Below are 25,617 nucleotides of genomic sequence, written 5' to 3'. Positions count from 1 at the left end.
TAAACTTACGGTATATATAATTAACCTGCCATTGTATATACAGTATATAGAAACCTTTTGTTATATACCATTTGCTAGCTGGACATTTGAGTCGAAAACTTGATCAGAAAATCAATTCCCAAATTGATATACAAGAGGGTTTTAAGATATTTTTTACATACGTATGCTACATCCTCTATATATAATTAAACATCAGCTTCAAAGGAACTTTGCGTTGAGGGGTTCATCCAGTACCTGCAAACCGATATCGACAGCTATTTAAAAAAACAAAGGGGATTTTTATCTTATGTCCAGAAGCAAGGTAAAAAATCTTCTCCTCCTGAAACAGATTCACAGTGCTGTAACCCAGATCAAGAAAGGCAAACTGGATAAAGCCCTCGAAACCCTGGATAAAGCTGAAAAGTCTGCAAGGCAGGCGAAATCCACAGATGCTCTTTACTATATTCTCTTTACTCGCGGAGGTATCCTCTACTCGGCAAAAGAGTATGACCAGGCCCTTGAAACCTATGAAAGAGCCCTTGAAGTAGGTTCCGAACTCCTGAAAACCGACCCGGAAAATGCCGATTACCAGCATTATATGGGTACAACCCTTAGCAATACAGGAAACCTCCTTAGAAAGAATGGAGAAATTGACAGGGCTGCCGAATCCTATTCCTGCGCCCGCAAAATCTATTCGGACCTTATCACAAAGAACCCTGAAAATGCTGTTTTCCATTCTTATGCCGGAGAAAACCTGAATAACTACGGTTCTCTCCTCACAGAGTCCGGTTACCTGGATACCGCCTGTGAAATCCTTAATGAAGCAGTCGAAACCTACGAAAAACTATTTAATGAGAAGCCCGAAAACCTTGGTTATCAGGCAGAACTTTCAGTCGCGCTCAGCCAGTTAGGAAGTTGCCTCAAACAGCAGGAACCTGAAAAAGCCGAAATTGCAAAAACTAACCTTAAAAGAGCCCTCAAAATGCAGGAAAATCTGCTAGCCCAGCAGCCTGAAAACGAAAAAATCAAAGAAGCCATCACCCTGACAAGGGAAAGGCTGGAAGGAATTTAAGGCTCGAAGGTCTTTGATAGTGCAGAAGGTCTTTGATAGTGCAGTTACAGATTTATCTTACAGCTTTGCCTTACAGGTTTTTCTCAGAGAACAGCAACATGTGAACATAGAGAAGGATCATTAGTCCAACTACAATCCCCCAGATAAACTGCAAAGATAAATATGAGTAGACGATGATCCCGAGCACAAATAAAGTGATCAGGATATTTGCAAGCCTGATCTTCCGCTTCATCCGTGGGTCGTGCGGGGTCCCGGCTTCCTCTTCATTGAGGTCAGACTCTATGAAATAACGCTGTTCCTGTTGCATGAGGAAGTAAAGCCTCAGGACCAGGATATCAATGACTATGCCCCAGAGAAACTGGCCTATGTAAAAAGTATAGAAAAAGATGGCTGCAAGGAAGATACCAACGAGTATCACGTAAAGTTTTTCATATTTGCTTTTTCCAGCAGCTTTGCTCCTACCCCTGCCTGAACTTATATTCCTTTTGTCTTTCTCTGCTTCCCTGTCCATGCTGACCCCCCCTACCTGCACATATCCTTTTCTAATGTCGATAAGCAGCAAAATATCCAGAAAACATGGGTTAAAGAAAGATATGGAACTTTGGACATCTATAATTAAGCTTTTAATAACATATATAGGAGTTGGGAAAAAGGCAGGGACTTGAGGAAAAACGCAGGCTATAACACAACCTATAAAACATTAAAAGCCTTTTTTTTAATATGCCCGAAACACCCGAGAAGCCCAAGAAATTGAGAGAGGAAGCAGTAAAAAGCTTCAACGAAACCCTGGACCTGATGCAGAAAGGAAAGTCCGAAGAAGCCCTTGAGTCTCTCCGGAAAGCCGAAAAAGCCGCACATGAAGCAAAAGACGGAGCTATCCTGTTTCACACCTTAAAAGTAAGAGGGCAGCTGCTGCAGTCCATGGGTAGGCTTGAAGAAGCCATGGAGACCTACACTTTCTCCTTAACAACCAGCGTAAAACTACTCTCAGACGACCCGGAAAACAAATTCTACATTGATACCCTCCACATGAACCTCAACAACCTTGGAAACCTCGGAAACATCTTCCAGAGGGCAGGCGACTTTCCCTCCTCCCAGCAGTGCTATGAAACTGGCATCGAAATCTCCCAGAAACAACTCGATTTTCATCCCGAAAATGAATTCTACCGGATGTACGCCGGAAACACCCAGAACAACCTCGGGGAACTGCTTTTCACAATGGGACAGGCAGAAGAAGCAAAAGACAAATATGAAAACGCCCTCAAAAACTACGCACTCCTCCTCAAAAACTTCCCGGAAAACCCGGAATACCTCTCAGACACAGCAATGACCCTCAACAACCTCGGGACTCTCTTTTCAGAAAAAGGGCAAAAAGCAGAGGCAAAAGAAAACTTCGAAAAAGCGCTTGAGATCCTGAAAACCCTGAGCAAAAAAGACCCTGGAAACAAAAAGCTCAAGGAGGAAATCAGCCTCACGCGGAAAAGGCTCGAAGCGATTTAAATCTAAAATCTCGCAGTCTGAATAGCTGTCTGTGCCCTAATTTGTCCGCACGCCTGCGATGCGGCTTTTTCCTGTGCGAAAATAGATAAATAACTGTTTTTTTATATTTCGCCCGCGTGAGGTTCGATAATCCCAACCTTCCACGACGCGCAAACAGATTAAAGCCTCTTTTCTGAGAAGAAAGCGGATAAAGAACGGTATGATGTGACGAATATGGTTGTATGGGTCAGATTATAAGTAATTCAGTCCTCTTGAGCGCAGCGAAAAGGACCTCGTGCTGTTGCACTTACAGTGCAACTCCCAGAAAATCTCCGATTTCCTGTGATCCCGAAGCGAAACTCGGGCGGGACGGAACTCGGGCGCTGAAAACTCCCCGATTCGCTTATTTTACGTGAACAGGTCAAAGATGTTTCCGAGCATGCTGCTGTCAGCCTGGTAGAATTCGGTGTACTTGCAGCGCTTGCAGGTGACGTGGGTGAATTTCTTGTTCTGGATATCGAGGACTTTGCTGATGAAACCGCCTGTGGAACGGATTTCGCCGGTTTCGTAGGAGGTGTTCCCGCATTTGGGGCAGATGAAATTAACATTTTTGCTCATTTTTTTAGCCTCACTCTGTTTTTTCAGGTAGTCTGAAGGATGGAATAGCTTTATTCTTGCACTATTTAATATTATTGCAAAAATCGGGATCGAAAAGAAAAAAACTATGGGTTGTGCCGGAGAGATATATATAAAAGGATTTTCTGATATTTTCTGATAAGGCCATATCCGGGAAAAACAAAGAAGATGCAAGAATGAAAGGGATGATTATTATATCTTCAGATAAAAAGTTTGTCTGGACATAACGTTTGTCTGGACATACGGAAGATCAACCGGACTTTTCCTTAAGGGAGCAAATCTTTGCAGGAAATAAATATATTAGAAAAGAATACCTATAAAGCGTTAGACACATGAAAATAAAAGCTATAATTACAATCGCCCTGATAATCTCGGCTGCTTTAATGGCTTCAAAAGTATCGCCCGGAGTTAATATGGAGCAGTTCAGGGAAGGGAAATATATCCATATTGACAGTATGGTGATAGAATTTGATAAGACGGATGCTGACGTCCAGGTAAAATATAGCCTCAGTCCCTTCGCCCAGGCTTATATGTTCCTGTTCGGGAGCAGGCATCTTGAGCCTAAAATAGAGGAGATCTTTTTTGATTTTGAGGATGTGGAGGTCGAGAGGATAGGAAGAAACAGTGCCTTGATCCATATCGAGAACATCTCGAGACAAAATGATGAATTTTACCTGCACGATTCCAGAAAGTTAGGGATGCAGCCGGACGTACTTACCCTTGTTTATCCTACCACGGCAAGGCAAAATATCGAACATGCCACAGCCACTCCTGATCTTTTTTACAAATAACGTGTTTAACCACAAACTCTTATCTTTTTTCTTAACTTTTTACCTGTGAATTCTTCTACACCTTCTCCTTAATCCCTTTCCAAAATTTATTTTTGCGATCATTCTTGCCCCTGATCGATCATCCATTCTAGCCATCTCATCTCGCCACCTCATTTATTTCTTTTAATTTATTTCCAGGGGTATTCTTCCATTCCTGAGAACCCATTCTCCTTATGAGATAATTTCTCACGTGCAGTGACACATACAGGATATTATATCCTGGTTTCAGGAACATATATTTAGCAAAAGAAACCCAATTTTCTTTGATAGCAATGGGACGATTCATATTAAAATGTCTGAAATGCGGAAGAGAATACGGCCAGGAATACAGGCTAACCTGTGAGGATGACGACTCCCTTTTGCGGGCGGAATACTTTGAAAAAAGGCTTGAGCTCAGAGACCAGCCCGGGATAGGTAAATTTCATTCCTGGCTTCCTGTTCAGGACGAGCTTACTACCGAAGCCGGGCCCGTCACGTATAAAAGCGAAGCTCTTGCGCGGGAACTGGGGCTTTCGAACCTTTACATAGGGTTCAGTGGATACTGGCCCGAGAAAGGGGCTTTTATCAAAACCTGCAGTTTCAAAGAACTCGAAGCCCATCCTACGATGCAGCTTCTCAAGGAATCCGGGGGAAAAGCCATTGTCCTTGCTTCTGCAGGGAATACGGGAAGGGCATTTGCACACGCTTCTGCTCTTACAGGAACGGATGTTTATATAGTGGTTCCTGATTCAGGCATTCCGAAACTCTGGCTGCCTGAAGAACCAACCGATTCCATTCACCTTATCAGTATGACCCCGGGGAACGATTATACCGATGCTATCAACCTTGCAGGAAGAATTGCAAAACTTCCCGGCATGGTCCCTGAAGGGGGAGCCAGGAATGTTGCCCGAAGAGAAGGAATGGGCACTGTAATGCTGGATGCAGCCGTAACCATAGGAAGGATGCCTGACCACTACTTCCAGGCTGTCGGAAGCGGCACAGGAGGGATCTCAGCCTGGGAAGCTGCGCTGCGCCTAAGAGCCGACGGGCGGTTTGGCTCCGTACTTCCAAAGCTCCAGCTTGCCCAGAACCTTCCTTTCGTCCCCATGTACAGTGCATGGCAGGCAGGAAGAAGAGAGATAATTCCCGAAATTGACATGAAAGATGCAAAGAAACAGATCGAAGAGACCTATGCCACTGTGCTTACCAACCGTGCACCTCCATATTCCGTAACAGGTGGGCTCTATGATGCACTTGTCGAGACGGACGGGATAATGTATGCAGTTACTAAAGAGGAGGCCCTTGAAGCAAAAGCGCTTTTTGAGGCCCTTGAAGGTATAGATATCCTGCCCCCATCTGCGGTTGCGGCTGCCTCCCTGTTAAAAGCCGTAGAAGCCGGAAATGTCGGAAAAGATGACACCATTCTCCTGAATATTGCAGGCGGAGGTTTCAAGCGGCTGAAGGAAGACTTCACACTTTTCCAGGTGGAACCTGAAGTTACTGTCCGGGACTCTGACGTTCCGCTTGAGGAGCTGAATATCTGAGTTCCTGCTGGGTTTTAATCTGAGTTCCGGTCCTGGTTTTGATCTGAGTTCTGAAAACCTGTAAGAAAAAGAGAAAATAAGCTTAAGAGGTATTTACGTGGTAAACCCGGAAGAAGAAGTAATAGCAATCATGAAAAAAACAGGTATTGACCTTGCTGCAACGCTTCCCTGTGACAGGATCAAAAATTTGCTTCCCCTGGTTTCGGAAAACTTTCCCGAGATCAAATTGACCAGAGAAGAAAGCGGGGTTGGGATCTGTGCCGGGGCCTACCTTGCAGGGGGAAAGCCCATGATGCTTATCCAGAGCACAGGGCTCGGGAATATGATCAATGTCCTTGAGTCCCTGAACGTAACATGTAAAATACCCCTGCCTATCCTGACAAGCTGGCGCGGCGTTTACAAAGAAGCCATAGAAGCGCAGGTCCCCCTGGGAACCCACTTGCCCGGTATTCTGGAAGGGGCAGGGCTGAAATACACGATAATTGACGAAGCTGAAAAGCTCCCTCTCCTTGAAAATGTGATCAAAGATGCCTTTGAAAACTCCAGGCCCCACATAGCTCTGGTTTCTCCTAAAGTGTGGGAAGCTTCGGACTGCTGTGCCTGGGAAGCCCGGAATTCCCCGGAGCTGCCGAAGAAAGAAAGGATCTGCAAATTCCGCCTGACCCAGAAAGTCCTTGAACCCCGCATGATCCGGAACGATGCAATCTCTGCCGTGGCAGCCGAACTGGACGGAGAAATCACCGTAACAAACCTCGGAGTCCCCTGCAAGGAACTCTACGCTGCCAGAGACCGGGGCCTTAACTTTTACATGTTCGGGTCCATGGGGCTTGTCTCCTCCATCGGGCTCGGCCTTGCCCTGCGCACGGACCGGAAGGTTGTGGTCTTCGATGGGGACGGAAGCCTCCTCATGAACCCTAACGCTCTCCTGGAAATCGGGAAGGAAGCCCCGAAAAACCTGGTCATCGTAGCCCTGGACAACGGTGCCTACGGTTCTACAGGCTCCCAGGAAACCTGCGCCCTCCGCTACATTGATCTGGAAATCCTGGCAAACGCCTGCGGAATTCAGAACACGCATAAGGTCAACACGGAAGAGGAGCTCGTATACGTGTACAAAGATTCTCTTAATGCCAGGCAAACATCCTTTATCCATGTGATCCTTAAGCCCGGAAACACGGCAGCTCCCAACATTCCCCTGAGCCCGGAAGAAACCACAAGACGCTTCAAAGAAGCGCTGGAATCAGAAAAGCTTTAAAAGGAAAGTTTTCTTGAAAAGAAAAGTTTTGGTGGGGTCTGACTAACTGGTTAATCTATTCCAGAGCCCCGGGGAAAAGAATCTCTCAGTTTTCTCTCCCTGCGCCGCACTGGGTCTGGGCCTACCGTCAGCCAGATAAAAAGCGACCAACAAAACGACATCTCATTAGAGAGGGACAATAAGCTGAAAAAATGTCCACGGGCTGAGGGAATATTTTTCTTTACCCCGGAGGCTGGTTTTTAATTCACGGGTAATACACGCGCTTCCGCCAGCTTGTCTGGCGGCCCTGCAAAAAAAGAAGAAAAACAGATTTGAAAGAGAAGAGAGGAAGAAAGACAACTATTCTGTGTCGAGCGGGACAAAAAAGGCGGGCAAAAAGGCGGAAATCCCGATATTTTTTTAACCGCCTCAGTTCGCCGCTTTACTACTAATCGCCGCTTTTAAGCTTTAATTCTGCTTAATTTTCTTAAGCCTTATTCTCTCCAGCTTATTTTCTCCACAGGTTCCTTGATCCTGAATTTTCCCGAAAGGACCTGTTCTTTAAGTTCCTGCGCGGCTTTTACTGCCCTGGCGCGGTCCGACTGGCGCAGGGTTACTTTGATATCTCTGAGGCAGCCTCCGGTTGTACAGCTGACAGTGCCAAGGTTTGCGCTGAAGGCTTCTCCTCTGCACCTTGAGATGCAGAGCCCGCAGTTAAAGCAAAGTTCAGGGTCGTGTACAACTCCATTTTCTCCTTTGCTTACCGCACCCATAGGACATGCCTCAGCCACACAGCACACCTTGCAGTCAATGCATTTTTCGGGTTCGTATTTTACATTCAGGTCTGTGTTATCCCAGACATCCCCATAAGTGATCTCGCAGAGGGGGATCCTGCCTGCAAGATCTACCAGCTTGAGCGGGATCTGGCTGTCCAGCTTAAGGATATTTTCCAGCATCCCCTGGGAAAGGACCGGGATGGGGACAGCCCATGTGTTAATGATTTCGGGGCCGGCGGAAGTTGCAAAGCCTCCCATATATTCAGGGGTCATGTCGTGCAGGTCTGCAAAACCGGCAAGATTGGGGTTATCAGGGGTACTGCGGGTGCCCTGACCCGTAACGAACCCTTCGGCTCCATTGATAAGTACTCTTGTCCCTATGCCTATGGTCTCTAGTTTGGGGTCATTTTGAATGGGGTTTAACTCGCCGCAGCCGCAGAAGGTCATTTCCCTGAACTCGCCGTCAAAGGGCAGGGCATGGAAAATGGTTTTAATGGGCTCTTTTCCCGGATTTACGAAAGCCCGGTAATTCTTAAAAGCATGCCTGGTTGCATAAAGCCGTGCAAAAGGCATCTCGGAAAGTCCCGTTTCAACGGAAAAGCGGTCCCCTCCACTGGTAGTTACATCCACTGGAATGGATTGTCCTTCCACCAGTTCTCGTAAGAGGTGCCCGCCTCCGTAGCGTGAATCTGTCTCGCTGTGGGCGGTCCCGAGTACGATGAGGTCCAGGACTCCAAGCCTTTCGTTCGGGCAGGGACCAACGACTGCCGGCACTCCGTTCAGCAGGACTTTGGAGGCTCGTACAAAAGAATCGGGTTCGGAAACTTTGAAAGAGAGAACTGCATATGTTCCACTCATAATACCTCGGGTTGCGGTAGTTACGACATCAATATCTTCCAGCCTGATTTCCTCCCCTGCCTTGACCCTTGCGCTGATTTCCTCAGCCGTAAGGACCACAGCCTCTCCAGTGTCTATTTTTGCCTGGATCTCGGGGATTGTCCGACATTTATCTGTATTGTCCGGTGCTCCGTTCATGTTACCCTCAGCGGAAATATTGTATTCATCCTATTTTAGGGAGAAGGATTACCTGAGAATTAGATCCTTTTGCGGAAAGAATAACCCTGGAATTAGCGATTTCGAAGGGAAGGATAAACTTGAAATTCTTAACTCGAAATTCTTAACTTGGAATTCTTAACTTGGAATTCATCTTCACTTCTCGTTGTCTTTTTGTTCGTATGAAGCCTTCAGTTTCTGGAGAGTTATGGGTTTGCCGTGACCCGGGTAAAATGTCCTGCAGCCCGCTGCAATCAACCTCTTCCAGCTTTTTAGAAGTTCGGGGATGTCATTTGCAAAAGGGGGAAAGACGCCCCAAGGCATGATATTGAAAAGAGTGTCTCCGACGAATGCGGCTTCATCTCCGATCACAAGGCTTATCGAGCCTGCAGTATGGCCAGGGGTGGAAATGACTTTTGCACCAGGGATGTATTTTCCAAGGTCATAGTCACCCCTTACCACTATATCGGGATTGACGGGCTGATATTTTGATTTAGAGACCATCAGGGCGTTTCCTATTCCCGAAATGATTTTTGAGAACCACATGGTGCCTCCTGGAAAGGGAGTCATGCCCTTTTCCAGGTATCCTTTTTCTGATGCATGGACCAGAACTTTTGCTCCACTTCGTTTTTTTATTTCGGCAAGACAACCTGTATGATCATAATGAGTGTGGGTAAGAATGACCAGAACGATATCCGTAAACATGAGATTATTTTGTTCAAGGGCAGTCTGGACATTTTTTATTTTGCCCGGGCATCCTGCATCCACAAGGAGTCCCTGACCACCTGAAATTATCAGATAGGAGTTTGAGTGCCCCATTGGGACTTTAATTACAGTATAAGGCCTATCGCGTTCTGGCCTGTTACTTCTCGACCTCTCACGAGTTAGCCGGTTGTTTTCGCTGGAAATCATTCCGAATTCTCCGAGGATTAGGGGCAAAAATATAGTATCTATCCGAACTGCAGATTGAGCTGCTTTTTGAATATTGAGCCTTTCTTTAGTTGGTTTTTATGTATCCCATAATCTAATATATGGTTTTCATTGATCCGATATAATGAGTCATATTTTTCATGTGGAAAATGGATCTGAAGATGGCATTTGCGGAATTACATAATTACATAATTACATAAATCGAGAGGAAAAATTAGGAATTTTGCAATGCTGGTTGGAAAACCGAATCTCTTAAAAAATATTCCTCATTAGAACCCATAAGGGATAAGCGGATACAAACAATGCAGAATTTTTGCTTTTCTGAGGGTTGATTCAAGTAGAAAAACCCCGAACCACCCAAAACTTATATAAATGATGATGCGTACTATGGTGTTGCACTTCGGTAAGAGAAACCGAAGCAATACGCATCTTAGAGGGCTCGTGGTCTAGCCGGTTATGACGTCGCCTTGACATGGCGGAGGTCCTGAGTTCGAATCTCAGCGGGCCCACTCAAAGATACTCAAAACTTTCAGGAGATCTTTTCTGAAAGGTAAAAATCAAAAGCACTACATCTCTTTTAAAGATTGATTCTTAAAGAGCAATTCAGTGGTGAATGAGATCTACCTGCCCAGGTAGCTCAGTGGGAGAGCGCTGCCCTGAAGAGGCAGTTGTCCCCGGTTCGAATCCGGGTCTGGGCACCATAAAATCATAGCACATCAGTAGTGTAGCGGTTATCACCGGGCGTTGCCAACGCTCGAACTCGGGTTCGAATCCCGACTGGTGTATAACTTTTTTAGAATCCTTATTTCAAGTACACTTGTTATAAGGAGTAAAAACAACACGCATCTTAGAGGGCTCGTGGTCTAGCCGGTTATGACGTCGCCTTGACATGGCGGAGGTCCTGAGTTCGAATCTCAGCGGGCCCACTCAAAGATACTTAAAATTTTCAGGAGATCTTTCCTGAAGGTAAAATTCAAAAACACTACATCTCTTTTAAAGCTTGATTCATAAAGAGCGATTCCGTAGTGAATGAGATCTACCTGCCCAGGTAGCTCAGTGGGAGAGCGCTGCCCTGAAGAGGCAGTTGTCCCCGGTTCGAATCCGGGTCTGGGCACCATAAAAACATAGCACATCAGTAGTGTAGCGGTCATCACCGGGCGTTGCCAACGCTCGAACTCGGGTTCGAATCCCGACTGGTGTATAACTGATTTTAATTGTTTTTTTGATTTTAATTGTTTTTTTGATTTTAATTGGTTTCTTGATTTTAATTGGTTTCTTGGCCCATTTTCATATTATATAACTTTTTTTATAGATTTATGTGCTCTTTATCAGGCGTATCTCTTCAAACCTCTAATTATTAATAAAGAGCTTACATCATTTGGATTTATCAGTATAAATCATTTGGAAATCTCCATATAAATACGGATATTATGCTATAATATCTTCAGCGCGTGACCACATATTCTCAAGTTTCCTTTTATAATTGATTCATGGAGCTTATTATGCCAACATTTCGAACGAGATTATTTTTTATGTCAACACTCCCTTTTTTACACTAACAAGGATAAACTGCGGCCCTAACACTCGAAAATTACTATATGTTAACCAAAAATTTGTTAACCAAATATGGGCAATTAATCAAAAAAGGATCGTTAACCAAAAAGTTAATTAAAACAGAAAATCATTATAATTATTGGATATACATCTCGAAAAGACAACAGAGTCTACTTGGAGAGATTATACCCACTATGTTGCAAACCTGAAATATCGTAAGGAGATTTGAACATGACCGGAAAGTTCCAGAAAAGAAATGCAGAACGGAAAGGTGTCAGAAAAGAATATGAACTGGAGCAGAAGTTAATAAAGAAAGTCGTAGACGAAATTCAGGTAAGCGGCGGTGGATCTATAGAGTGAGCAAAAAGGTACACATAACAATTCAAGCTGGAGATATTTCCGAACAGACCGTAGAAGTAGCTGAAAGCGCTACCTACGAAGACCTGCTTGATACGCTGGACATAAATCAGGAAACGGTTCTTGTATTAAATGGAGGGAATGCGGTTCCCCTTGATGGGGCGATAAGTTCCGATAGACTAACAATCCTTAAAGTAGTAACAGGTGGCTGACCTGCTCTTTAAGGCAGGTTTCCTTCTTTATTTTAACTTATTTTTCTCCTTTTTAGAGAGATTTTAAAGGTTACTTTTCTATAGAATTCTTCAATAACCAGGACACTTCTATATCCAGGGCTTTTCTCATTCAGATTTTCTTGTTCATATACATTTTAAACGACCGGAAGGTTTGAACAAAAGACAGAGCAAAGGAGTAAAATGGGGAAAAATCAGCAAAAAGGCTGAAGGTGAATCATGCACCAAATGCCAGAGTATGCCGGAAAATTCTGAAAAACATTGAAGAGATGGCCTGATAGGATGGAGACCCGAAAATAAGGGAACCAGAAAATAAGGGGATCAGAAAATAAGGGGATCAGAAAATAAGGGGATCAGAAAATAAGGGGATCAGAAAGGAAGGGGGCAGAGGAAGGGGACAGGAAGGGGACAGAAAGGGAGGGGATTGGAAAAGAAACCCCGGGAAATGAAGGGGAAAAACGAAGACGAACAAAAAGAGGAACAGAACCTGGAAGAGATAAAATTAAATGAATTAATAAGGGAAGGATTTTATTTCCATAATGGTGATTTCCAGGAAGGACTGTCAGCCATTATGGAGCTAACCTTTTTTAGATCCTTTACTTCGAAGGAGTAAGAGGCACCTTTTTGCTCATAACCTTCAGTTTTTTAATTGCTGAGATCGTTGCCTGAGATTCCTTGTAGATCTTATCCTCATAATAGCTTATAATCTCATCAACCGGAGCTGCAAGAGAATAGATCTTTATCGGGCGCCCTTTACCGGGTTTCTTTTCCGAACGCACGTTGACCCATGACTGATTTTTCATCAGCCTCATCGCAAGACTGACTTCGGGCTGCCGTAGTCCGGTACTAATTTCAATTTCGCGGGATGAAGCTTCATCAACATTCATAAGATATGCCATAGTTGTGGCAACATTTCTTGACATCCCGAGGTTCCTTAACGTTTCAATAAAAATGTGGTCATTTTCGTCCAGCACTTTTACTTCATAGTCTTTCATGATAACCCCTTCATATTCCAATTTTTATAATTTTATGTGTCAGCTAAAGAATATCACGGTAATTATTATTCAGACCTTGAAAGGTAGCTTTCATAACTACCTGTTAACGCTGACAACAACTTTCAAAGTATTACACCATATGTATATTTATATGGTAACCTATCCCGTTTTAAAATATTAAATTCAATAAAAATCGTTTTTTCACAATCTAGCGGATTGTTTACGTTTTAAGTCCAACAATAAGTTATCAAAAACAAACGTAATATATTTCCATAACCGATTGCCAGAGAACCGTTTTGTGAAATTGATGGGAAGAGACGTATTGGTTCAGCAATTAAACCTATATACGTATATAATTAGAAGGTTATTCATCTCCAACAATTAATAATGTACTCATACTATTTAAAGTTGTATATATTAAAAAGGAATTGAAAAACTTTCAATCACACCTGACATTAGCAGGTATTGAAAAAAAATCAAACATAAGAGGCATAATAATCCCATGATACGGATAAAAACCTGAGGGTATCACAACAAAAATATTATAATTGTACTGATCCAAGAAATTAAAGGGAAATATCCTGACAATAAAACGTCAAGGATAATTTAGAAATGTTTATATTCTCATTTCAGCGCAGATCAAACAATTATCTGAGGAACCAGATAAATCTACAGCATTCGTTCCGACTTCTGAGATATCTCTCTTGAAAGTGTTCAATCGGGGCAAACATGGAACTAAATGGAAAAACTGGGGAAAAAAACTAAAAGATGGTGAAAAACTTGGAAAGGCTGGAAAAAGCTGAAATTTCATGTAGCTTTATTTTCCAGGCTTTTTTATTTTCCAGGTTTACTTCTTCAGAGGTTTTTTGTTCACTAAAATTATTCCTCGCTAAAATACTTCCTGGCAAGAAGAACTGTGCTCGAACCTGTAAGGACAAGCAGGAAGAAAGCAATTATCATCCCTTCTGTTGTGAAGTCCTGCCAGGAATGCACCGATACCCACAGCCCGCTTCTTGTGACAAAGGTTGAGAAAATGACCAGGATAAAAGAGACAAGTGCAAGCATCGGGAGCATAAAACCATACTCTCCCTGCCGGCTCCTGAGCTTTGCATGCAGATAAGCTGTTGCCGTAAGCCAGGGAATCAGGGAAGAGGTTTCTACGGGGTCCCAGGTCCAGTACCAGGCACCCCAGCCAAGCACTTCATATGCCCAGAATGCTCCGAATCCGATCCCAAGGGTAAGGAAGAGCCAGGAAACGCGCATCCAGCCTGTCGCAAGTTCGGACCACCTGTTGTCCTTGAGGGCAAGGCCTGCAATTGCAGCAGAGAACGGGAGGGTGAAGGCTGCATAACCGAGGAACAGAAGAGGGGGGTGGATAGCCATCCATAGGTTCCTGAGCAGAGGGTTCATGCCCTGTCCGTAAGAAACAATGAAAGGCTCCGCAAAGAGGTTCCAGTTTGTAACTTCAGGCATTCCTGCATCTGTTATATAATACATTGAGAAAGGGTTTTTCAACGCCAGAAGTAGCAGGAATACAGAGGCTACAAAAAGTGAAACCGATCTCATAAGGGCAAAGAGATTTGTCTCCCTGAGAATTTTCCCAGTGCCTGTAAAACGCGTTATTGCAAGCATTATGAAGATAAAACCTGTCCAGATTAAAAATGACCCTTCCTGTCCTGCCCAGAGCGCCGAAAACCTGTAGTGCCAGGCAAGGTCAGTGCTGGAGTGCTGAAAGACATAACTGTATTCCGTGTCCACACCAAGCAGGTGGTAGACAAGCAGGAATATCGCGATCACTATTCCCGCCCCTCCTGCAAGTTCCAGCTTTTCGGAAAGGACCATAAATTTCCGGTCCTGCCTGAAGAAGGAAAACAGGGAAGTTAAAAAAGCAAGCAGTCCGGAAGCTCCCGCTATCCAGATGAGCCCCATTCCAGTATTCATAAGATCACCATCTGCACACCCGTCTCATACATTTTTTTTACTAACTCGCTTCTTTCGATTATCATTTTTAGTTTCATTTCCCTGAGAGCTTCTTTCAGAAGAACGGTTACCAGGAAGATCATCTCCTGAGGCACCTTTTTCTCTCAGGAGGGAATCCGAGAGGAAGAGTATCAGGACGCCCAGTACCATCAGATAAAACCCACCCCAGAGAGCGGTCATGAAAGGCACCTTCCGGACATAAAGTTCCACGGTCCGGGCTTTTGTATCCACGGATTTTGGAGCGATAAAAAGTTCTTCCAGAAGCCCTCTGTGAATATAGGTCTCGGTGTAGGACTGTTCCCACTTGAAATCACTTATATATCTGACCTGTCCGCGGTCAAAAGGCTGGCCCCACCTGTACACATCAAAATATACGGTACTCACGTAAGCCGAACCGGGATAGCCCCCGTAGGGAGTCCCTTCAATTCCCGATGTGATGTTGGTAACATGAACGCTGTAACCCATAGACTTAAAAGTGCCCACTCCTCCCTGGGGGACAACAGCAGAATCTTCAAGATTCATGTTCGTGCTGAAGAGGATGCCAACCAGAAGCAGGACTGCCCCGAGGTGGATAATATGGGAGCCAGCTCCCCGTAGAGTCCCTTTCAGGGTCTTTTCCCGCAAAGAAAGCAGCCTGTACACAACCGCAAAAAAGGCTGCTGCAAGGAGTGGAAATGCGAGGTCAAGGGGCAGGCTTGAGAAGGGGGAATAAATAACCGAGAGCACAGAACCGACAGTTCCAAGCCCGAGGACAAGAAGAGCCTCCTTTCTCCCTGCGCTTCTTAGCAGAAGACACAGGGTCAGCAGCATGACCAGAGCAAGGGTGGGCAGGGCTGCACGCAGGTTAAAATATGCAGCATCGAGAAGGATCTCTTCTCCTGTACTGACCCTCAAGATAAAAGGGGTTAAAAGCCCCATTGTTATCAGAGCTGCGAGCAGCACCAGGACAAAGACCGTGGCAAGCATGGTGCTGCGAACTGTGAGAATATTGTTGAGTGGCTTCATAAAAAACCTTGAAAAATGTGATATAAAATATTACTTTATAAAATAAATACCATTAAATAGGAATTAATATTTACTTAAGCACATTATTTAAAAGTACCTAAAAAAAGTTGAAGAATACGGGGAGAGGAAAGCGGAAAATAATTATCTGGCTTACTTTGTAAACAAGTCATACAAATAAATAAAAAGGATAAGGATATGGAAGGAAGTTAACTTCTGCCTTAGGAAAGAATGAACCGGAAATTAGAGAGTTATTAGAGAGTTATTAGAGAGTTGATACTACGATAGAGCTGATAATCAAGGCATTCTGGCTGATGATTCCTGCATACCTTCCCAATCCCTTCGCAGCCGTCTTTGGGGGCGGAAAGCCTATTGACGGAGGCAGGACGTATAAGGACGGGAAAAGGATTCTGGGAGACGGAAAGACCTATAGAGGGCTCTTTTCAGGCATATTTTGCGGGTTTCTTGCAGGATGCATTGAGATCTGGCTGAGTATGAATGGCTTTGAGATTATGGGAATTGAAATGCCCGGCTTTGGTTCGGACTATGCAAGCGCGTTGAAAGTTGTTCTCGCCCTTGCCTCCGGTGCCCTGTTCGGAGATATGTTCAAGAGCTTTTTCAAGCGCAGGATGGGCCTGAAAAGGGGAGCGTCCCTGCCTCTTGTAGACCAGCTGGACTTTGTTGTGGGGGCCTGGGTTTTTACATACCTTGCAGCCCCTGAATGGTTCGTGAACAATTTCACCACAGGAATCATGCTTACTGTCCTCATAATGACGCCTCTGCTCCATCTTACGACAAACATAATCGGATACATTATAGGTGTGAAAAAAGAACCCTGGTGAAATATCCTTGGAAAATTTATGAAGGTCCTGTAAGGAAAATATTGCATAAAAAGATGAGAAAAACCCCGTATAACGACTGAGAATAAACCACAGGAAAAAACTTAAAAAATATTTATCGCGCTAATAAGGCTGCAAACACCGGTGAGATAATGAGTCAATCAAAACCAGAAACAGGAAATGAATTCGAAACACAAAAACAGGAACTGATCGCAGCCCTGAAAGCCTGCGGAGCTGTCCGCTACGGGGACTTCACGCTCGCCTCGGGAAAGAAAAGCAAGTATTACATTGATATTAAGAAAGCCAGCACCGATCCCAAAACCCTGAAAATTATTGCCAGGCAGGCAGCCCTCAGGGTAAAGGAAATGGATGTGGACACAGTTGCAGGTGTGGAGCTTGGAGGCGTCCCTCTGGCAACCGCGGTTTCCCTCGAAACTGAGCTTCCACTGCTGATTGTAAGGAAATCTGTCAAGGACTACGGCACAAAAAGCAGGTTTGTAGGCGAGCTTAAATCGGAAGACAGGCTTGTAATGCTCGAAGACGTAACAACCAGCGGAGGCTCGGTCAGGGACGCGATCGAGGTAGTCAGGGAGACCGGAGCCCGTGTTAAATACGTAATTACCGTAGTGGACAGGGAAGAAGGAGCAAGGGAAAAGCTGAAAGAAGCAGATGCTGAACTTGTGCCTCTGGTAAGTGCGAGTGACCTGTTAAAGTAAGGAATGACCTGTTAAAGTAAGTAATGATCTGTTAAAGTAAGTAATGATCTGTTAAAGTAAGTAATGGCCTGTTAAAGTAAGTAATAACCTGTTAAAGTAAGTAATGATCTGTTAAAGTAAGGAATTACCTGTTAAAGTAAGGGAAGTGCTGGATCACTTTCCTGAAACTCATTCAGTTGCATTCGGCCCGTCCGCTAGAAAAAATAACTGCCTACCTTATAATAATACCATTAAGAGAAACTGACTGCTATAGAGAAATGCCCTGCTTTGCACGAGAGATACTTCCCTTTATCCGGAAACTGTTTTTCAATCCAAAAATTATAAAGTGCTCTCGCCAGCTTGTCTGGCGTCCCTTCAAAAAAAGAAAGATCTCGGTTCAATCTTTTTTGAAATATCTTCGTTTGAAAGTCTACTCTTGTTTTTGGCTAAATGCAATTAAAGTATGACTACTCAGGATTATATTTTGAGCAAAACGTGTTTAAAATAAGGAATTTAAAGCTTTTAAATATAAAAAGAAGGATTTAAAATATTATGAAGGAGAATTGTAGGGTAGCCTGTAAAGGAAGGAGTATTCTTGACTCCCCTCACCCCCCAAAATGATAACAAACTTCACCAATATTTGTAACTTAAAACCTATCCGAAAAGTGGTTACCTGCTGTAACTTTTACATTAGGTAATATACAAAACCTGAACGGATGCTCTGATATTATAGACCTATTGTGACTTCTCAACATTCATTACTGACTTTTCGGATAGGCTCTTAGTCCTCTTGAGCGCAGCGAAAAGGACCGCGTACTGTTGCACTTGCAGTGCAACTCTCTGAAAATTTTCGATTTACTGTGATCCCCCAGCGCAATTCGGGCGAGGCGCAATTCGAGCGGCGAAACTCGGGATTTGAAGCTTAACAATGAGAAGATATTTATCAGAAGAAATAGAGAATTAGGGAATCCTTTATTGTATTGTTGATTAAAAATATCGATTATAAAGATAAAAATGCTTTTGAAATAGAAAGAAAGGTATTGCGAGCCTAATAATCCATCACCTTTTCTTCACTGTATTTCCTCATCAGGTATCAAGAACAAATTTCAGATTAAAAAATAATTTTTTTTGAACAAGGAGAATGAAAATGAAGATTTTGCTTATCGGCGGCGGCGGAAGGGAACACGCAATTGCCGAAGGAATTAAGAAAAGCAAGCATAACCCCAGCCTTTATGCGTTAATGGCAAAGAAAAACCCCGGAATTGCCGCACTTTGTGAGGATTTCCTGCTTGAAAAGGAAACCGAGGTTGTAAAAATTGTTGAATATGCAAAAGCCAGGAACATTGAGATGGCTTTTGTGGGTCCTGAAGCTCCGCTTGCAGCAGGAGTTGCAGATGCCCTCTGGGAAGCCGGGATCCCTGTTGTAGGTCCTAGAAAAGCCTGTGCAGTTATTGAGTTTGATAAGGCATGGGCAAGAAACTTCATGAAGAAATATGGAATCGAAGGCTGCCCTGCCTATGAAGTTTTCACGGATGAGGTTCCTGCACATGCTTTCATCGAAAAGCTGGGCGATGTTGCAGTCAAGCCCTCCGGGCTTACAGGCGGTAAAGGCGTAAAGGTGATGGGTGACCAGCTCCCTGACCTCAAAGCTGCCAGGGAATATACAAGCGAGCTTCTGGAAAAAGGGTCTGTGGTTATTGAGGAACGTTTCATAGGGGAGGAATTTACCCTCCAGGCTTTTGTGGACGGAAAAAACCTTGCTTTTTTCCCTGCAGTGCAGGACCATAAGAGGGCCTATGAAGGAGACCTCGGACCGAATACAGGCGGCATGGGCTCATACACCGATGCAGGAGAAATCCTTCCTTTCATGCTTTCCGAAGACCTTGAGAAAGCAAAAAAGATTATGCAGCATACCGTAACAGCGTTGTATGAGGAAACAGGGACAGGGTACCAGGGCATTCTTTACGGTCAGTTTATCCTGACGGCCAGCGGCCCCAAAGTCGTGGAGTTCAATGCACGGTTCGGAGACCCTGAAGCCATGAATGTTATTCCTCTTATCGAGACTGATTTTGTAGAAATCATGTCTGCTGTGGTAAAAGGAACCCTCGAAAGCCTGCCTGTAAAGTTCAGCAGGAAAGCGACAGTCTGCAAGTACGCAGTTCCCGCAGGTTACCCGGATAACCCTGAAAAAGACAGCGAAGTAGTTGTAGGAGATATAGGAGAGGCTTCAGTCTACTATGCAAGCGTGTATGAAAAAGAGGGGAGAATTTACACTACCGGTTCCCGTGCCGTTGCTGTCGTCGGGTGTGCCGAAACAATAGAGGCTGCAGAAAAAATCGCCCAGAACGCTCTTGAAAATATTCGGGGCAAACTTTTCTTCCGGAAAGATATAGGCACTGTCGGTCTTATCCAGAGAAGAATTGACCATATGAAAGAAATTAGAGGCTAACTGTTTAAAACACTATGCAGGAGTAGCGCGTGTAAATAAGTACTATGCAATAATGTGAACTGCTCGCTAAATCTAAAGATTTAACGGGCTTCCTAATTCATAGACTACCTTCCGGAATCTCCAAAGGCATTAATTCGGGCAGTCCCTGCCCTACTATGTCCCGCCCCGTCGCTTGTTTCGGCTTTAAATGGTTTCAAGCTAGAGGCGGTGTATTTTCCATGACTCGTGAGTCTGAAGGTGAACATATATTGCATTGGCCACTTGGTTCTCGTAACCATTGCTTAATATTATATTGGTTTCGATGCATATCAAGTCAAAGGATAACGAAACGAATCTTGTGGAAGTTGACGCTTATATCCCCCAGGCTAAACCGGGGGGTTTAACGCTTCTTCTTATAAATTTTAAATTCAGCCAGAAATAATTCGGGGTTTGAGACTATGAAGAAAGATGTACTTTCTATAACGGACCTGTCCCGGGAGGAGATCTACGAGCTCCTTGAATCGGCCGTGGACCTGAAAGCAAAGCGTAAGGCAGGAGAAAACACAGAGTACCTTAAGAACAAAAGCCTTGGGATGATTTTTGAGAAATCTTCCACAAGGACCAGGGTTTCCTTTGAGGTTGCAATGACCGATTTTGGGGGACATTCTCTCTACCTGAACTCCAGGGACATCCAGGTGGGAAGAGGCGAGACCATCGAGGACACAGCAAGGACCCTTTCCGGTTACTTGCACGGGATCATGGCAAGGGTTATGAGCCATGAAACGGTGAAGAAGCTTGCCGAATATTCAACCATACCTGTAATCAATGCGCTTTCAGACAGGGAACACCCCTGCCAGATCCTGGGCGACTTCATGACCATTATGGAGCACAAGCACAGGCTAGAAGGCCTGAAATTCGCCTGGGTAGGGGACGGAAACAATGTCTGCAACTCTGCCCTGCTCGGCTCGGCCATCATGGGAATGGAGTTTGTAGTTGCCTGCCCGAAAGGCTATGAGCCCAAAGCCGAGTTCATTGAACAGGCAAAAGCCCTGGGAGGCAAGTTCACAATTACAGACGACCCGAAAGCTGCTGCAAAAGATGCTGACGTCATCTATACGGATGTCTGGGTCTCTATGGGTGATGAGGCCGAACAGGAGAAACGCCTGAGGGACTTTGCTTCTTTCCAGGTCAACACCGAACTTCTTGGGGCTGCAAAGCCGGATGTAATAGTGATGCACTGCCTGCCCGCCCGTAGAGGCCTTGAAATTACGGATGAGGTCATGGACGGCCCGAACTCTGTAATCTTTGAAGAGGCAGAAAACCGCCTGCATGCCCAGAAAGCCCTTATCCTGAAATTGATGAGATAATATTTCATCAATTTTCCCTATTATTGTTGAGGGAATACCAGAAAAATAAATATATTTTCCCTATTATTGTTGAGGGAATACCAGAAAAATAAATATATTTTCCCGGTTAGAGGGATTTTTCACTCTCCGAGAATGCATCCAAGGAAAAAGTTTAAGAACAAAGAATACTACTATGTGCTGCTGAACAACACAAAGTACATCATGCGAGAGTTGCCCAGCCAGGTCAAAGGCGCTGGATTCAGAGTCCAGTCTTGTAGGAGTTCGTGCGTTCGAATCGCACCTCTCGCACTAAACTTTTTTTGATAAATTCTATGCTTTTATCTAGTTTTTTAAGATTCCTTTTACATTAACAGTTTAAAAGCCAGCAATAAAAAAATATAACTCTATAATAGATTACTAAATCACAGAAAAGATGGTGGTACACAATGGCAAAACCTATTGAACTCGGATTGGTTCTTGAAGGAGAAGACGCAAAAGAGTTCTTCAGGAACGAGAAAAATCCGGTTGTATCAAGGGAATTAGTAGGATTATTTAAACGTGGAAAGAGAATATACGAGAAAAACAGGTTTTAATTTTGCCTTCTATTATTTCAGATTCTGAACTTTCCATGGTACCCCTTGACAAAAATTATAATCTTTTTTCTTTCAAATGTGCAAGTTCGGAATTGAATGACTTTTTGATAAATGACGCTTTAGGTGATCAGGATAATATGATCAGTAGAACCGGGTTATGCTTTTGGAAAAACGAATTAGTAGGATTTGTTGCTCTAGTGGCCGATACAATTGAATCTAAAGCCGTAATAAACAGACATTGATTAATTGGAAAGCTATCCGGCATTTATTAATTATTTCTTTTCTCAATACGGCCCGTATAACCTGGTATCGCGTCAGCGGTAAAATGTCGCATATAGCCGATCACAGCTATTCATAATCCTTAAATTCTGGAGGATTGATGCGACACTAGCCTGTTCATTTCCTCAATTTTAAGTAATATTTTTTCTTCAAAGAGATGTTATCTAAAATCGAATGAAGAATCTTTGATTTTTCTTTAATATCATCAATTCCATCGGATTCTTTTTTTGATTGGGTCAATGCTTCCTTAAGTTCTTCAAATTCTAAAACGGTTGCAGCAATACAATAATAGCTTTTTGAACGACCTTCGTTAAAGCCATTTAACATCTCTTTGAGTAAACGCTCTCTTTGCTTCTGTATATTTTCAAATTCATTAATGCCATTCTTATTTATAAACAAAATATCTTTCTCAAGTGTTTGATAACATTTAAAAGAATCATGTCTATTACCTGCTTCTATGTGTTTCTTCCATTTTTCACAATTATTGCTTTCTTTGCACTTCCAACAAAATTCAATTCCTTTTTTCTTTACAGCACATGTGATAAATGGGCAACCAACAGCCATTCTGGTTGGACTCTTACATCCTGAGCATCTGCTCTTTGCTTCGGAATTATGCATGGGGCAAAGTCTACAAGAAAGACCACAGACTCCAATCTCAGGATAGTTAATATGCATGCTTATCTTTTTAGTATAACCTGCTTTCGGCAGGTAACTTGTTTTTTTCGCAATATTTTTACTGATAGCGTTTTTGCTGGAAAACACATTATCCTTGATACTAAACATTATTGCAAAAACGGCTCATTGTTTATATATGTCGTGAGATTTGGGTCATATGTTAACCAGTTTCAAACCCACTTCATATTTGCCTAATGTTTGAAAAACACCATCAGCAAAAATACTCAAAATCTCATGTTGACCTGCCGAATATAGGTTATAGGTTTGAATAAACCTTTTTCTGCAGCTCCTTTATCTCCTGAAGTTTCCCGGTTTTTTCACCAGTTTCCGTGACTCCTGGGAATTTAAAGCTTTCAAGAGCCATTTCCGTAACAATAGGAGAATTGGTCAGGGCTTTTTCTTCAGCCTGTACTTTTAAGGTTTCAAGCGCCCACTGGCTCTGGAGTACAGCCTCATGAAGCTTGTTCTTCAAAGAAAGCTTTCCTGTATCTTCAATCGAAAGGGCCACTGAACTCAGTGCTTTATCAAAGTATTTTTCTGCAGCAAGCTTACCTATTTCCTCAAGCAGCAGAAGGGCGCTGATAGTTTCAGCCTCACGGCTTTCTGAGGCTACCTTTTTTCCGACCTCTCCAAGACAGGTTATTGCGTTAAGCAAAGCGTCTTCCATACCCCGCACTGCAGCAGCAGACCCGATATCTCTTAAGAGCAGGGAAAAGGCAACAATTTCTTCCTGATCTTTCTTCTCAGGAGAGGAAAGGTTCCAGATTTCCATCATGGTAGTAGCAGCTACCTTTGAACCGGCTTCAAGCGAACTTGAAGCTGCTGTTCTCCCCAGCTTTCCTGTTTCTACCATCGTCCTGTTCAGAACGAGCCAGCATCCTTTTTTTGCTGCTATTTTTGCCAGTTTCCCGAGGGCAAGGACTGAGTTGATCGTAACAAGTTCCATTCCTTCCTGTGCAGCTGCCTGTGCGATATCCGAAATTGAGAGGATAACCCTCCCGGCATCTGCCTCTTCATTTTCAGAGAGGAAATCTTCTGCAATCCCTGTAAGGGAATCCAGGGCCTGGAAAACTTTGCTCTCATTTTTTTCCTCAACTGAAGATAAACCTATGTCGACTGCCTCTGCCTCGTTTAATGTTATCATTATTTTTGCCCCTTTTATCAGTCTATATTATGTAGTATAGTATTCAGGTTTCAAGCCGGCTTTCCTGCATATTTATACAATTATTGTTATACTTTTTATGCTACTTTGAACTACTAATCAGTACAAAACTTTTCCGCCGGATAAATAAATATACAGGGTGATATTGCCTGGCTTACTCTATGATATTAGGAGATTATTAGTGTTGCGATTTTGTAATAGAGACGCTTCTTTAAGAAGCACAAGAGGTATATGGCTTTCTTTGAACTTATTTGCAAGTTTTTTGGTGATTTTAGGCTGTTCTGTGGGTTGTGTTGGTATTGTGTTGGTATATAGTATAGTTTTCAATCCATGAGCCTGTAAACATCCCAAGGTACCCAATAGGTATGCGTACATAATGCGCAGATGCTCGTATTAAGAGATTTTTTTAGTTTATCTCCTATTATTGACAGACTAGCCACTCAGCTATATATGCTTGAAAGGATTCGCCAGAATTATGGCAAAACTCCAACAAAACAACAACACAGGAGCTTTTTGGTTCATCATTCCGAAATCGAGCTTAAAGGCTAAGGGTTGGGTAAAGGGCGATGAGTTTTTCATCTCTGATGAACCAAATGGAATCAAATTTATGCGCAGGGAGGCACGGGTATAATGCCTTTCGGCAAATTTAGTGGGGATAACAGTAAATTACGGCATTAAAGAAAGAAAGGAAGGAATTACAAGCCTTCTAGGGGTAACGAAGTAAAGAAGGGGCTAAATGTAATAATGTGATGAAGTTCATAGGCTGTTTTTGTGCGGAGCCTGTCAACTTTACAATGTGGAGTGATTTACAGCCCCGGAGAGGATGGCGAACCATAGGAGGGTAGGCAAGATCTCTTTGTCATGAGGCTGTACGTAACTAGAAAAGCCTATAATCGCACGCCAGTCCAAGATTAATAAGGTTCAACAACGCATCGATTTATATTGCTCTAAGTTGTGATAATTTCTCTTTGATACAAACGCTTGAATATGAGTTGGGGTAATGTCCTCATATATGCATCTTCTCTCCATACTATCAAACAATCAAAGGTCAAGAAATAATTTCAGATTCAAAACAAGTATGAAAAACGGATAGTTCGATGGAATGGTCAGAAAAGTTATAAGGAGTCGACTATGAGGAGTTTATGGAGTTCAAAAGTACTTTCCCAATAACCCGAACTCCATAAAATACGCCCTAAGAGGCATGATTAATGTTAGCTTTGCGTGTATTTAAGCTTGCCTGATTCTGCTGCCTCTTGGGAAGAACAACTTTAGGAGTTAGACGAATGAGTAGAAACAAACTTACGATAAGCATACTTCTTTTGGTAATGCTGGTTGGTATGGCACTGATACCAGCTGCAAGTGCACAGGAAGAGGATAAATATTCTGTAACTGCTGAGGAAGCGTTTAAACATGCTAATGCAAACATGATAAGTTTTATGGCAGGCAATGCACCAGGCTTTGAAAACTGGACAGGGGCATCTATTGACCCCAAACCATTGGAGCTTTACGATCCAAACGGTAAAAAATTATTTTATCGGTTCTCAGTATATAATGAAAATAAATTAATAGGTACAATTGACATTTGTGCCGATAAAACGTTGGGACCTTCAGTCTACGACATTGTATTTGATCCTGAACCTTATAAAACAGCTGAAGCCATGAAAAAATCAATCGAAATAGCCAAAAGTGAATATTCGGATGGGAAAATCAAATCAACCAATTTGGTTGTATACAGCTATCCAAGTATAGGGGCGATGACTGTGGTGAAAGACAAGGCCACTGGAGTTGAACACCGAATATTTGTAGATGCATATACCCTTGAAGAGGTTGAAGATAAACCTGCAACGGAAACCAAGCCTGGAGTATGGTCACTGTATGACAAGATTTTGACTTATGGAAAGGAAAACAATTTAAAAGAATGGCAGAAACTGTCTCTTATACACATCTGACGCTGCCGACGATCTACTCTGTGT

23 protein-coding genes, 7 tRNA genes and 1 pseudogene are annotated in these 25,617 nt (G+C 43.3%); 22 read left to right on the top strand and 9 right to left on the bottom strand.

The genetic code is table 11. From position 1 onward, the window contains the following. Window positions 1-286: 286 nt before the first annotated feature. Window positions 287-1,051, top strand: coding sequence for a tetratricopeptide repeat protein (locus tag EO98_RS00390; protein ID WP_048142666.1), 765 nt, complete (start codon window positions 287-289; stop codon window positions 1,049-1,051). 70 nt (window positions 1,052-1,121) lie between these two features. On the opposite strand, the gene EO98_RS00385 is transcribed toward EO98_RS00390, so the two are convergent. Further along, on the bottom strand, window positions 1,122-1,562 hold the full coding sequence (locus EO98_RS00385) for a hypothetical protein (RefSeq protein WP_048142786.1): 441 nt from the start codon (window positions 1,560-1,562) through the stop codon (window positions 1,122-1,124). A gap of 209 nt (window positions 1,563-1,771) precedes the next feature. On the opposite strand from EO98_RS00385, the gene EO98_RS00380 reads away from it, so the two are divergent. Further along, window positions 1,772-2,551 carry a tetratricopeptide repeat protein gene (locus EO98_RS00380; protein ID WP_048142664.1) on the top strand — a complete coding sequence of 260 codons (780 nt, stop codon included), beginning with the start codon at window positions 1,772-1,774 and terminating at the stop codon, window positions 2,549-2,551. 387 nt (window positions 2,552-2,938) lie between these two features. Here the strand turns inward: EO98_RS00380 and EO98_RS00375 are convergent, their stop codons facing one another. Continuing rightward, a complete protein-coding gene (locus EO98_RS00375) occupies window positions 2,939-3,148 on the bottom strand; it encodes a zinc ribbon domain-containing protein (RefSeq protein WP_048134804.1) in 210 nt (69 codons plus the stop codon). Window positions 3,149-3,498: 350 nt separating this feature from the next. On the opposite strand from EO98_RS00375, the gene EO98_RS00370 reads away from it, so the two are divergent. From EO98_RS00370 to comE, 3 genes are all read left to right on the top strand, one after another. Further along, on the top strand, window positions 3,499-3,957 hold the full coding sequence (locus EO98_RS00370) for a hypothetical protein (RefSeq protein WP_048142662.1): 459 nt from the start codon (window positions 3,499-3,501) through the stop codon (window positions 3,955-3,957). Window positions 3,958-4,268: 311 nt separating this feature from the next. Further along, a complete protein-coding gene (locus EO98_RS00360) occupies window positions 4,269-5,519 on the top strand; it encodes a cysteate synthase (protein ID WP_048142657.1) in 1,251 nt (416 codons plus the stop codon). A 97-nt stretch (window positions 5,520-5,616) separates the two neighbouring features. Continuing rightward, window positions 5,617-6,771, top strand: coding sequence for a sulfopyruvate decarboxylase subunit beta (comE, locus tag EO98_RS00355; RefSeq protein ID WP_235283839.1), 1,155 nt, complete (start codon window positions 5,617-5,619; stop codon window positions 6,769-6,771). 473 nt (window positions 6,772-7,244) lie between these two features. On the opposite strand, the gene EO98_RS00350 is transcribed toward comE, so the two are convergent. Both EO98_RS00350 and EO98_RS00345 read right to left on the bottom strand, forming a co-directional pair. Next, entirely contained in the window at window positions 7,245-8,561 is a 1,317-nt protein-coding gene (locus tag EO98_RS00350) for a methanogenesis marker 16 metalloprotein (protein WP_048142655.1), read from the bottom strand. 174 nt (window positions 8,562-8,735) lie between these two features. Next, on the bottom strand, window positions 8,736-9,491 hold the full coding sequence (locus tag EO98_RS00345) for an MBL fold metallo-hydrolase (RefSeq protein WP_235283833.1): 756 nt from the start codon (window positions 9,489-9,491) through the stop codon (window positions 8,736-8,738). Window positions 9,492-9,944: 453 nt separating this feature from the next. Here EO98_RS00345 and EO98_RS00340 point away from each other — a divergent pair. The 9 genes from EO98_RS00340 (at window position 9,945) to EO98_RS00300 (ending at window position 12,263) form a co-directional block, all read left to right on the top strand. Then, a tRNA-Val gene (locus tag EO98_RS00340) sits at window positions 9,945-10,018 on the top strand. A 117-nt stretch (window positions 10,019-10,135) separates the two neighbouring features. Further along, window positions 10,136-10,210, top strand: a tRNA-Phe gene (locus EO98_RS00335). Between the two features lie 12 nt (window positions 10,211-10,222). After that, window positions 10,223-10,294, top strand: a tRNA-Gly gene (locus EO98_RS00330). Between the two features lie 67 nt (window positions 10,295-10,361). Then, a tRNA-Val gene (locus EO98_RS00325) sits at window positions 10,362-10,435 on the top strand. Window positions 10,436-10,551: 116 nt separating this feature from the next. Continuing rightward, window positions 10,552-10,626: transfer RNA gene (locus EO98_RS00320), tRNA-Phe, on the top strand. 12 nt (window positions 10,627-10,638) lie between these two features. Then, window positions 10,639-10,710 (top strand) — tRNA-Gly (locus EO98_RS00315). A 584-nt stretch (window positions 10,711-11,294) separates the two neighbouring features. Then, window positions 11,295-11,423 (top strand): hypothetical protein, encoded by a 129-nt coding sequence (locus tag EO98_RS19355; RefSeq protein WP_255350246.1) that lies wholly within the window; start codon window positions 11,295-11,297, stop codon window positions 11,421-11,423. Then, entirely contained in the window at window positions 11,420-11,632 is a 213-nt protein-coding gene (locus EO98_RS00305; RefSeq protein WP_048141938.1) for a MoaD/ThiS family protein, read from the top strand. The genes EO98_RS19355 and EO98_RS00305 overlap by 4 nt, the downstream gene beginning before the upstream one ends. Window positions 11,633-12,074: 442 nt before the next feature. Next, window positions 12,075-12,263, top strand: coding sequence for a hypothetical protein (locus EO98_RS00300; RefSeq protein WP_048141939.1), 189 nt, complete (start codon window positions 12,075-12,077; stop codon window positions 12,261-12,263). Here EO98_RS00300 and EO98_RS00295 read toward each other — a convergent pair. The 3 genes from EO98_RS00295 to EO98_RS00285 form a co-directional block, all read right to left on the bottom strand. Continuing rightward, window positions 12,247-12,645, bottom strand: coding sequence for a transcriptional regulator protein (locus EO98_RS00295; RefSeq protein WP_048126873.1), 399 nt, complete (start codon window positions 12,643-12,645; stop codon window positions 12,247-12,249). The genes EO98_RS00300 and EO98_RS00295 overlap by 17 nt on opposite strands. A gap of 879 nt (window positions 12,646-13,524) precedes the next feature. Continuing rightward, window positions 13,525-14,586, bottom strand: a complete 1,062-nt coding sequence (gene ccsA, locus EO98_RS00290) for a cytochrome c biogenesis protein CcsA (protein WP_048141942.1) — start codon at window positions 14,584-14,586, stop codon at window positions 13,525-13,527. A 24-nt stretch (window positions 14,587-14,610) separates the two neighbouring features. Further along, window positions 14,611-15,630: a cytochrome c-type biogenesis CcmF C-terminal domain-containing protein gene (locus EO98_RS00285; RefSeq protein WP_235283729.1), complete on the bottom strand. Its 1,020-nt coding sequence runs from the start codon at window positions 15,628-15,630 to the stop codon at window positions 14,611-14,613. Window positions 15,631-15,941: 311 nt separating this feature from the next. Here EO98_RS00285 and EO98_RS00280 point away from each other — a divergent pair, with 311 nt between their 5' ends. From EO98_RS00280 to EO98_RS18070, 6 genes are all read left to right on the top strand, one after another. Beyond that, window positions 15,942-16,469 (top strand): CDP-2,3-bis-(O-geranylgeranyl)-sn-glycerol synthase, encoded by a 528-nt coding sequence (locus tag EO98_RS00280; protein ID WP_048141943.1) that lies wholly within the window; start codon window positions 15,942-15,944, stop codon window positions 16,467-16,469. Between the two features lie 149 nt (window positions 16,470-16,618). Then, window positions 16,619-17,182 (top strand): orotate phosphoribosyltransferase, encoded by a 564-nt coding sequence (gene pyrE / locus EO98_RS00275; RefSeq protein WP_048141944.1) that lies wholly within the window; start codon window positions 16,619-16,621, stop codon window positions 17,180-17,182. Window positions 17,183-18,308: 1,126 nt separating this feature from the next. Beyond that, window positions 18,309-19,610 (top strand): phosphoribosylamine--glycine ligase, encoded by a 1,302-nt coding sequence (gene purD, locus EO98_RS00270; protein WP_048141945.1) that lies wholly within the window; start codon window positions 18,309-18,311, stop codon window positions 19,608-19,610. A 437-nt stretch (window positions 19,611-20,047) separates the two neighbouring features. After that, complete coding sequence (gene argF / locus EO98_RS00265; protein WP_048141946.1) at window positions 20,048-20,956, top strand: ornithine carbamoyltransferase; 909 nt, start codon at window positions 20,048-20,050, stop codon at window positions 20,954-20,956. A gap of 203 nt (window positions 20,957-21,159) precedes the next feature. Then, window positions 21,160-21,244: transfer RNA gene (locus EO98_RS00260), tRNA-Leu, on the top strand. A 137-nt stretch (window positions 21,245-21,381) separates the two neighbouring features. Next, a complete protein-coding gene (locus EO98_RS18070) occupies window positions 21,382-21,528 on the top strand; it encodes a hypothetical protein (RefSeq protein WP_156160965.1) in 147 nt (48 codons plus the stop codon). Between the two features lie 396 nt (window positions 21,529-21,924). Here EO98_RS18070 and EO98_RS00250 read toward each other — a convergent pair whose 3' ends face one another. Together EO98_RS00250 and EO98_RS00245 are read right to left on the bottom strand one after the other, a co-directional pair. Further along, complete coding sequence (locus EO98_RS00250; protein WP_235283732.1) at window positions 21,925-22,590, bottom strand: DUF3795 domain-containing protein; 666 nt, start codon at window positions 22,588-22,590, stop codon at window positions 21,925-21,927. A 148-nt stretch (window positions 22,591-22,738) separates the two neighbouring features. Continuing rightward, the gene (locus EO98_RS00245; RefSeq protein ID WP_048141947.1) at window positions 22,739-23,626 is read right to left on the bottom strand and encodes a hypothetical protein; all 888 of its coding nucleotides are present in this window, start codon (window positions 23,624-23,626) and stop codon (window positions 22,739-22,741) included. Between the two features lie 493 nt (window positions 23,627-24,119). Between EO98_RS00245 and EO98_RS18065 the strand changes: the two genes are divergently transcribed. Together EO98_RS18065 and EO98_RS00240 are read left to right on the top strand one after the other, a co-directional pair. After that, a complete protein-coding gene (locus EO98_RS18065) occupies window positions 24,120-24,275 on the top strand; it encodes a hypothetical protein (RefSeq protein ID WP_156160964.1) in 156 nt (51 codons plus the stop codon). Between the two features lie 652 nt (window positions 24,276-24,927). Beyond that, window positions 24,928-25,572: pseudogene (locus tag EO98_RS00240) on the top strand (hypothetical protein); the annotation flags it as partial. Window positions 25,573-25,617: the final 45 nt, after the last annotated feature.

Origin of the sequence: Methanosarcina sp. 2.H.T.1A.6 (assembly GCF_000979455.1) — an archaeon.
Classification (GTDB): domain Archaea; phylum Halobacteriota; class Methanosarcinia; order Methanosarcinales; family Methanosarcinaceae; genus Methanosarcina.
The sequence above is the reverse complement of the archived record's forward strand: the minus strand, read 5'-3'. Positions and strand labels throughout refer to the sequence as shown.

Bases quoted from the DNA above. Each gene is read 5' to 3' on its own strand.
- EO98_RS00390 (WP_048142666.1), top strand. From the start codon at position 287: ATGTCCAGAAGCAAGGTAAAAAATCTTCTCCTCCTGAAACAGATTCAC.
- EO98_RS00385 (WP_048142786.1), bottom strand. From the start codon at position 1,562: ATGGACAGGGAAGCAGAGAAAGACAAAAGGAATATAAGTTCAGGCAGG.
- EO98_RS00380 (WP_048142664.1), top strand. From the start codon at position 1,772: ATGCCCGAAACACCCGAGAAGCCCAAGAAATTGAGAGAGGAAGCAGTA.
- EO98_RS00375 (WP_048134804.1), bottom strand. From the start codon at position 3,148: ATGAGCAAAAATGTTAATTTCATCTGCCCCAAATGCGGGAACACCTCC.
- EO98_RS00370 (WP_048142662.1), top strand. From the start codon at position 3,499: ATGAAAATAAAAGCTATAATTACAATCGCCCTGATAATCTCGGCTGCT.
- EO98_RS00360 (WP_048142657.1), top strand. From the start codon at position 4,269: ATGGGACGATTCATATTAAAATGTCTGAAATGCGGAAGAGAATACGGC.
- EO98_RS00350 (WP_048142655.1), bottom strand. From the start codon at position 8,561: ATGAACGGAGCACCGGACAATACAGATAAATGTCGGACAATCCCCGAG.
- EO98_RS00345 (WP_235283833.1), bottom strand. From the start codon at position 9,491: ATGATTTCCAGCGAAAACAACCGGCTAACTCGTGAGAGGTCGAGAAGT.
- EO98_RS19355 (WP_255350246.1), top strand. From the start codon at position 11,295: ATGACCGGAAAGTTCCAGAAAAGAAATGCAGAACGGAAAGGTGTCAGA.
- EO98_RS00295 (WP_048126873.1), bottom strand. From the start codon at position 12,645: ATGAAAGACTATGAAGTAAAAGTGCTGGACGAAAATGACCACATTTTT.
- ccsA (WP_048141942.1), bottom strand. From the start codon at position 14,586: ATGAATACTGGAATGGGGCTCATCTGGATAGCGGGAGCTTCCGGACTG.
- EO98_RS00285 (WP_235283729.1), bottom strand. From the start codon at position 15,630: ATGAAGCCACTCAACAATATTCTCACAGTTCGCAGCACCATGCTTGCC.
- EO98_RS00280 (WP_048141943.1), top strand. From the start codon at position 15,942: ATGATTCCTGCATACCTTCCCAATCCCTTCGCAGCCGTCTTTGGGGGC.
- pyrE (WP_048141944.1), top strand. From the start codon at position 16,619: ATGAGTCAATCAAAACCAGAAACAGGAAATGAATTCGAAACACAAAAA.
- purD (WP_048141945.1), top strand. From the start codon at position 18,309: ATGAAGATTTTGCTTATCGGCGGCGGCGGAAGGGAACACGCAATTGCC.
- argF (WP_048141946.1), top strand. From the start codon at position 20,048: ATGAAGAAAGATGTACTTTCTATAACGGACCTGTCCCGGGAGGAGATC.
- EO98_RS18070 (WP_156160965.1), top strand. From the start codon at position 21,382: ATGGCAAAACCTATTGAACTCGGATTGGTTCTTGAAGGAGAAGACGCA.
- EO98_RS00250 (WP_235283732.1), bottom strand. From the start codon at position 22,590: ATGTTTAGTATCAAGGATAATGTGTTTTCCAGCAAAAACGCTATCAGT.
- EO98_RS00245 (WP_048141947.1), bottom strand. From the start codon at position 23,626: ATGATAACATTAAACGAGGCAGAGGCAGTCGACATAGGTTTATCTTCA.
- EO98_RS18065 (WP_156160964.1), top strand. From the start codon at position 24,120: ATGGCAAAACTCCAACAAAACAACAACACAGGAGCTTTTTGGTTCATC.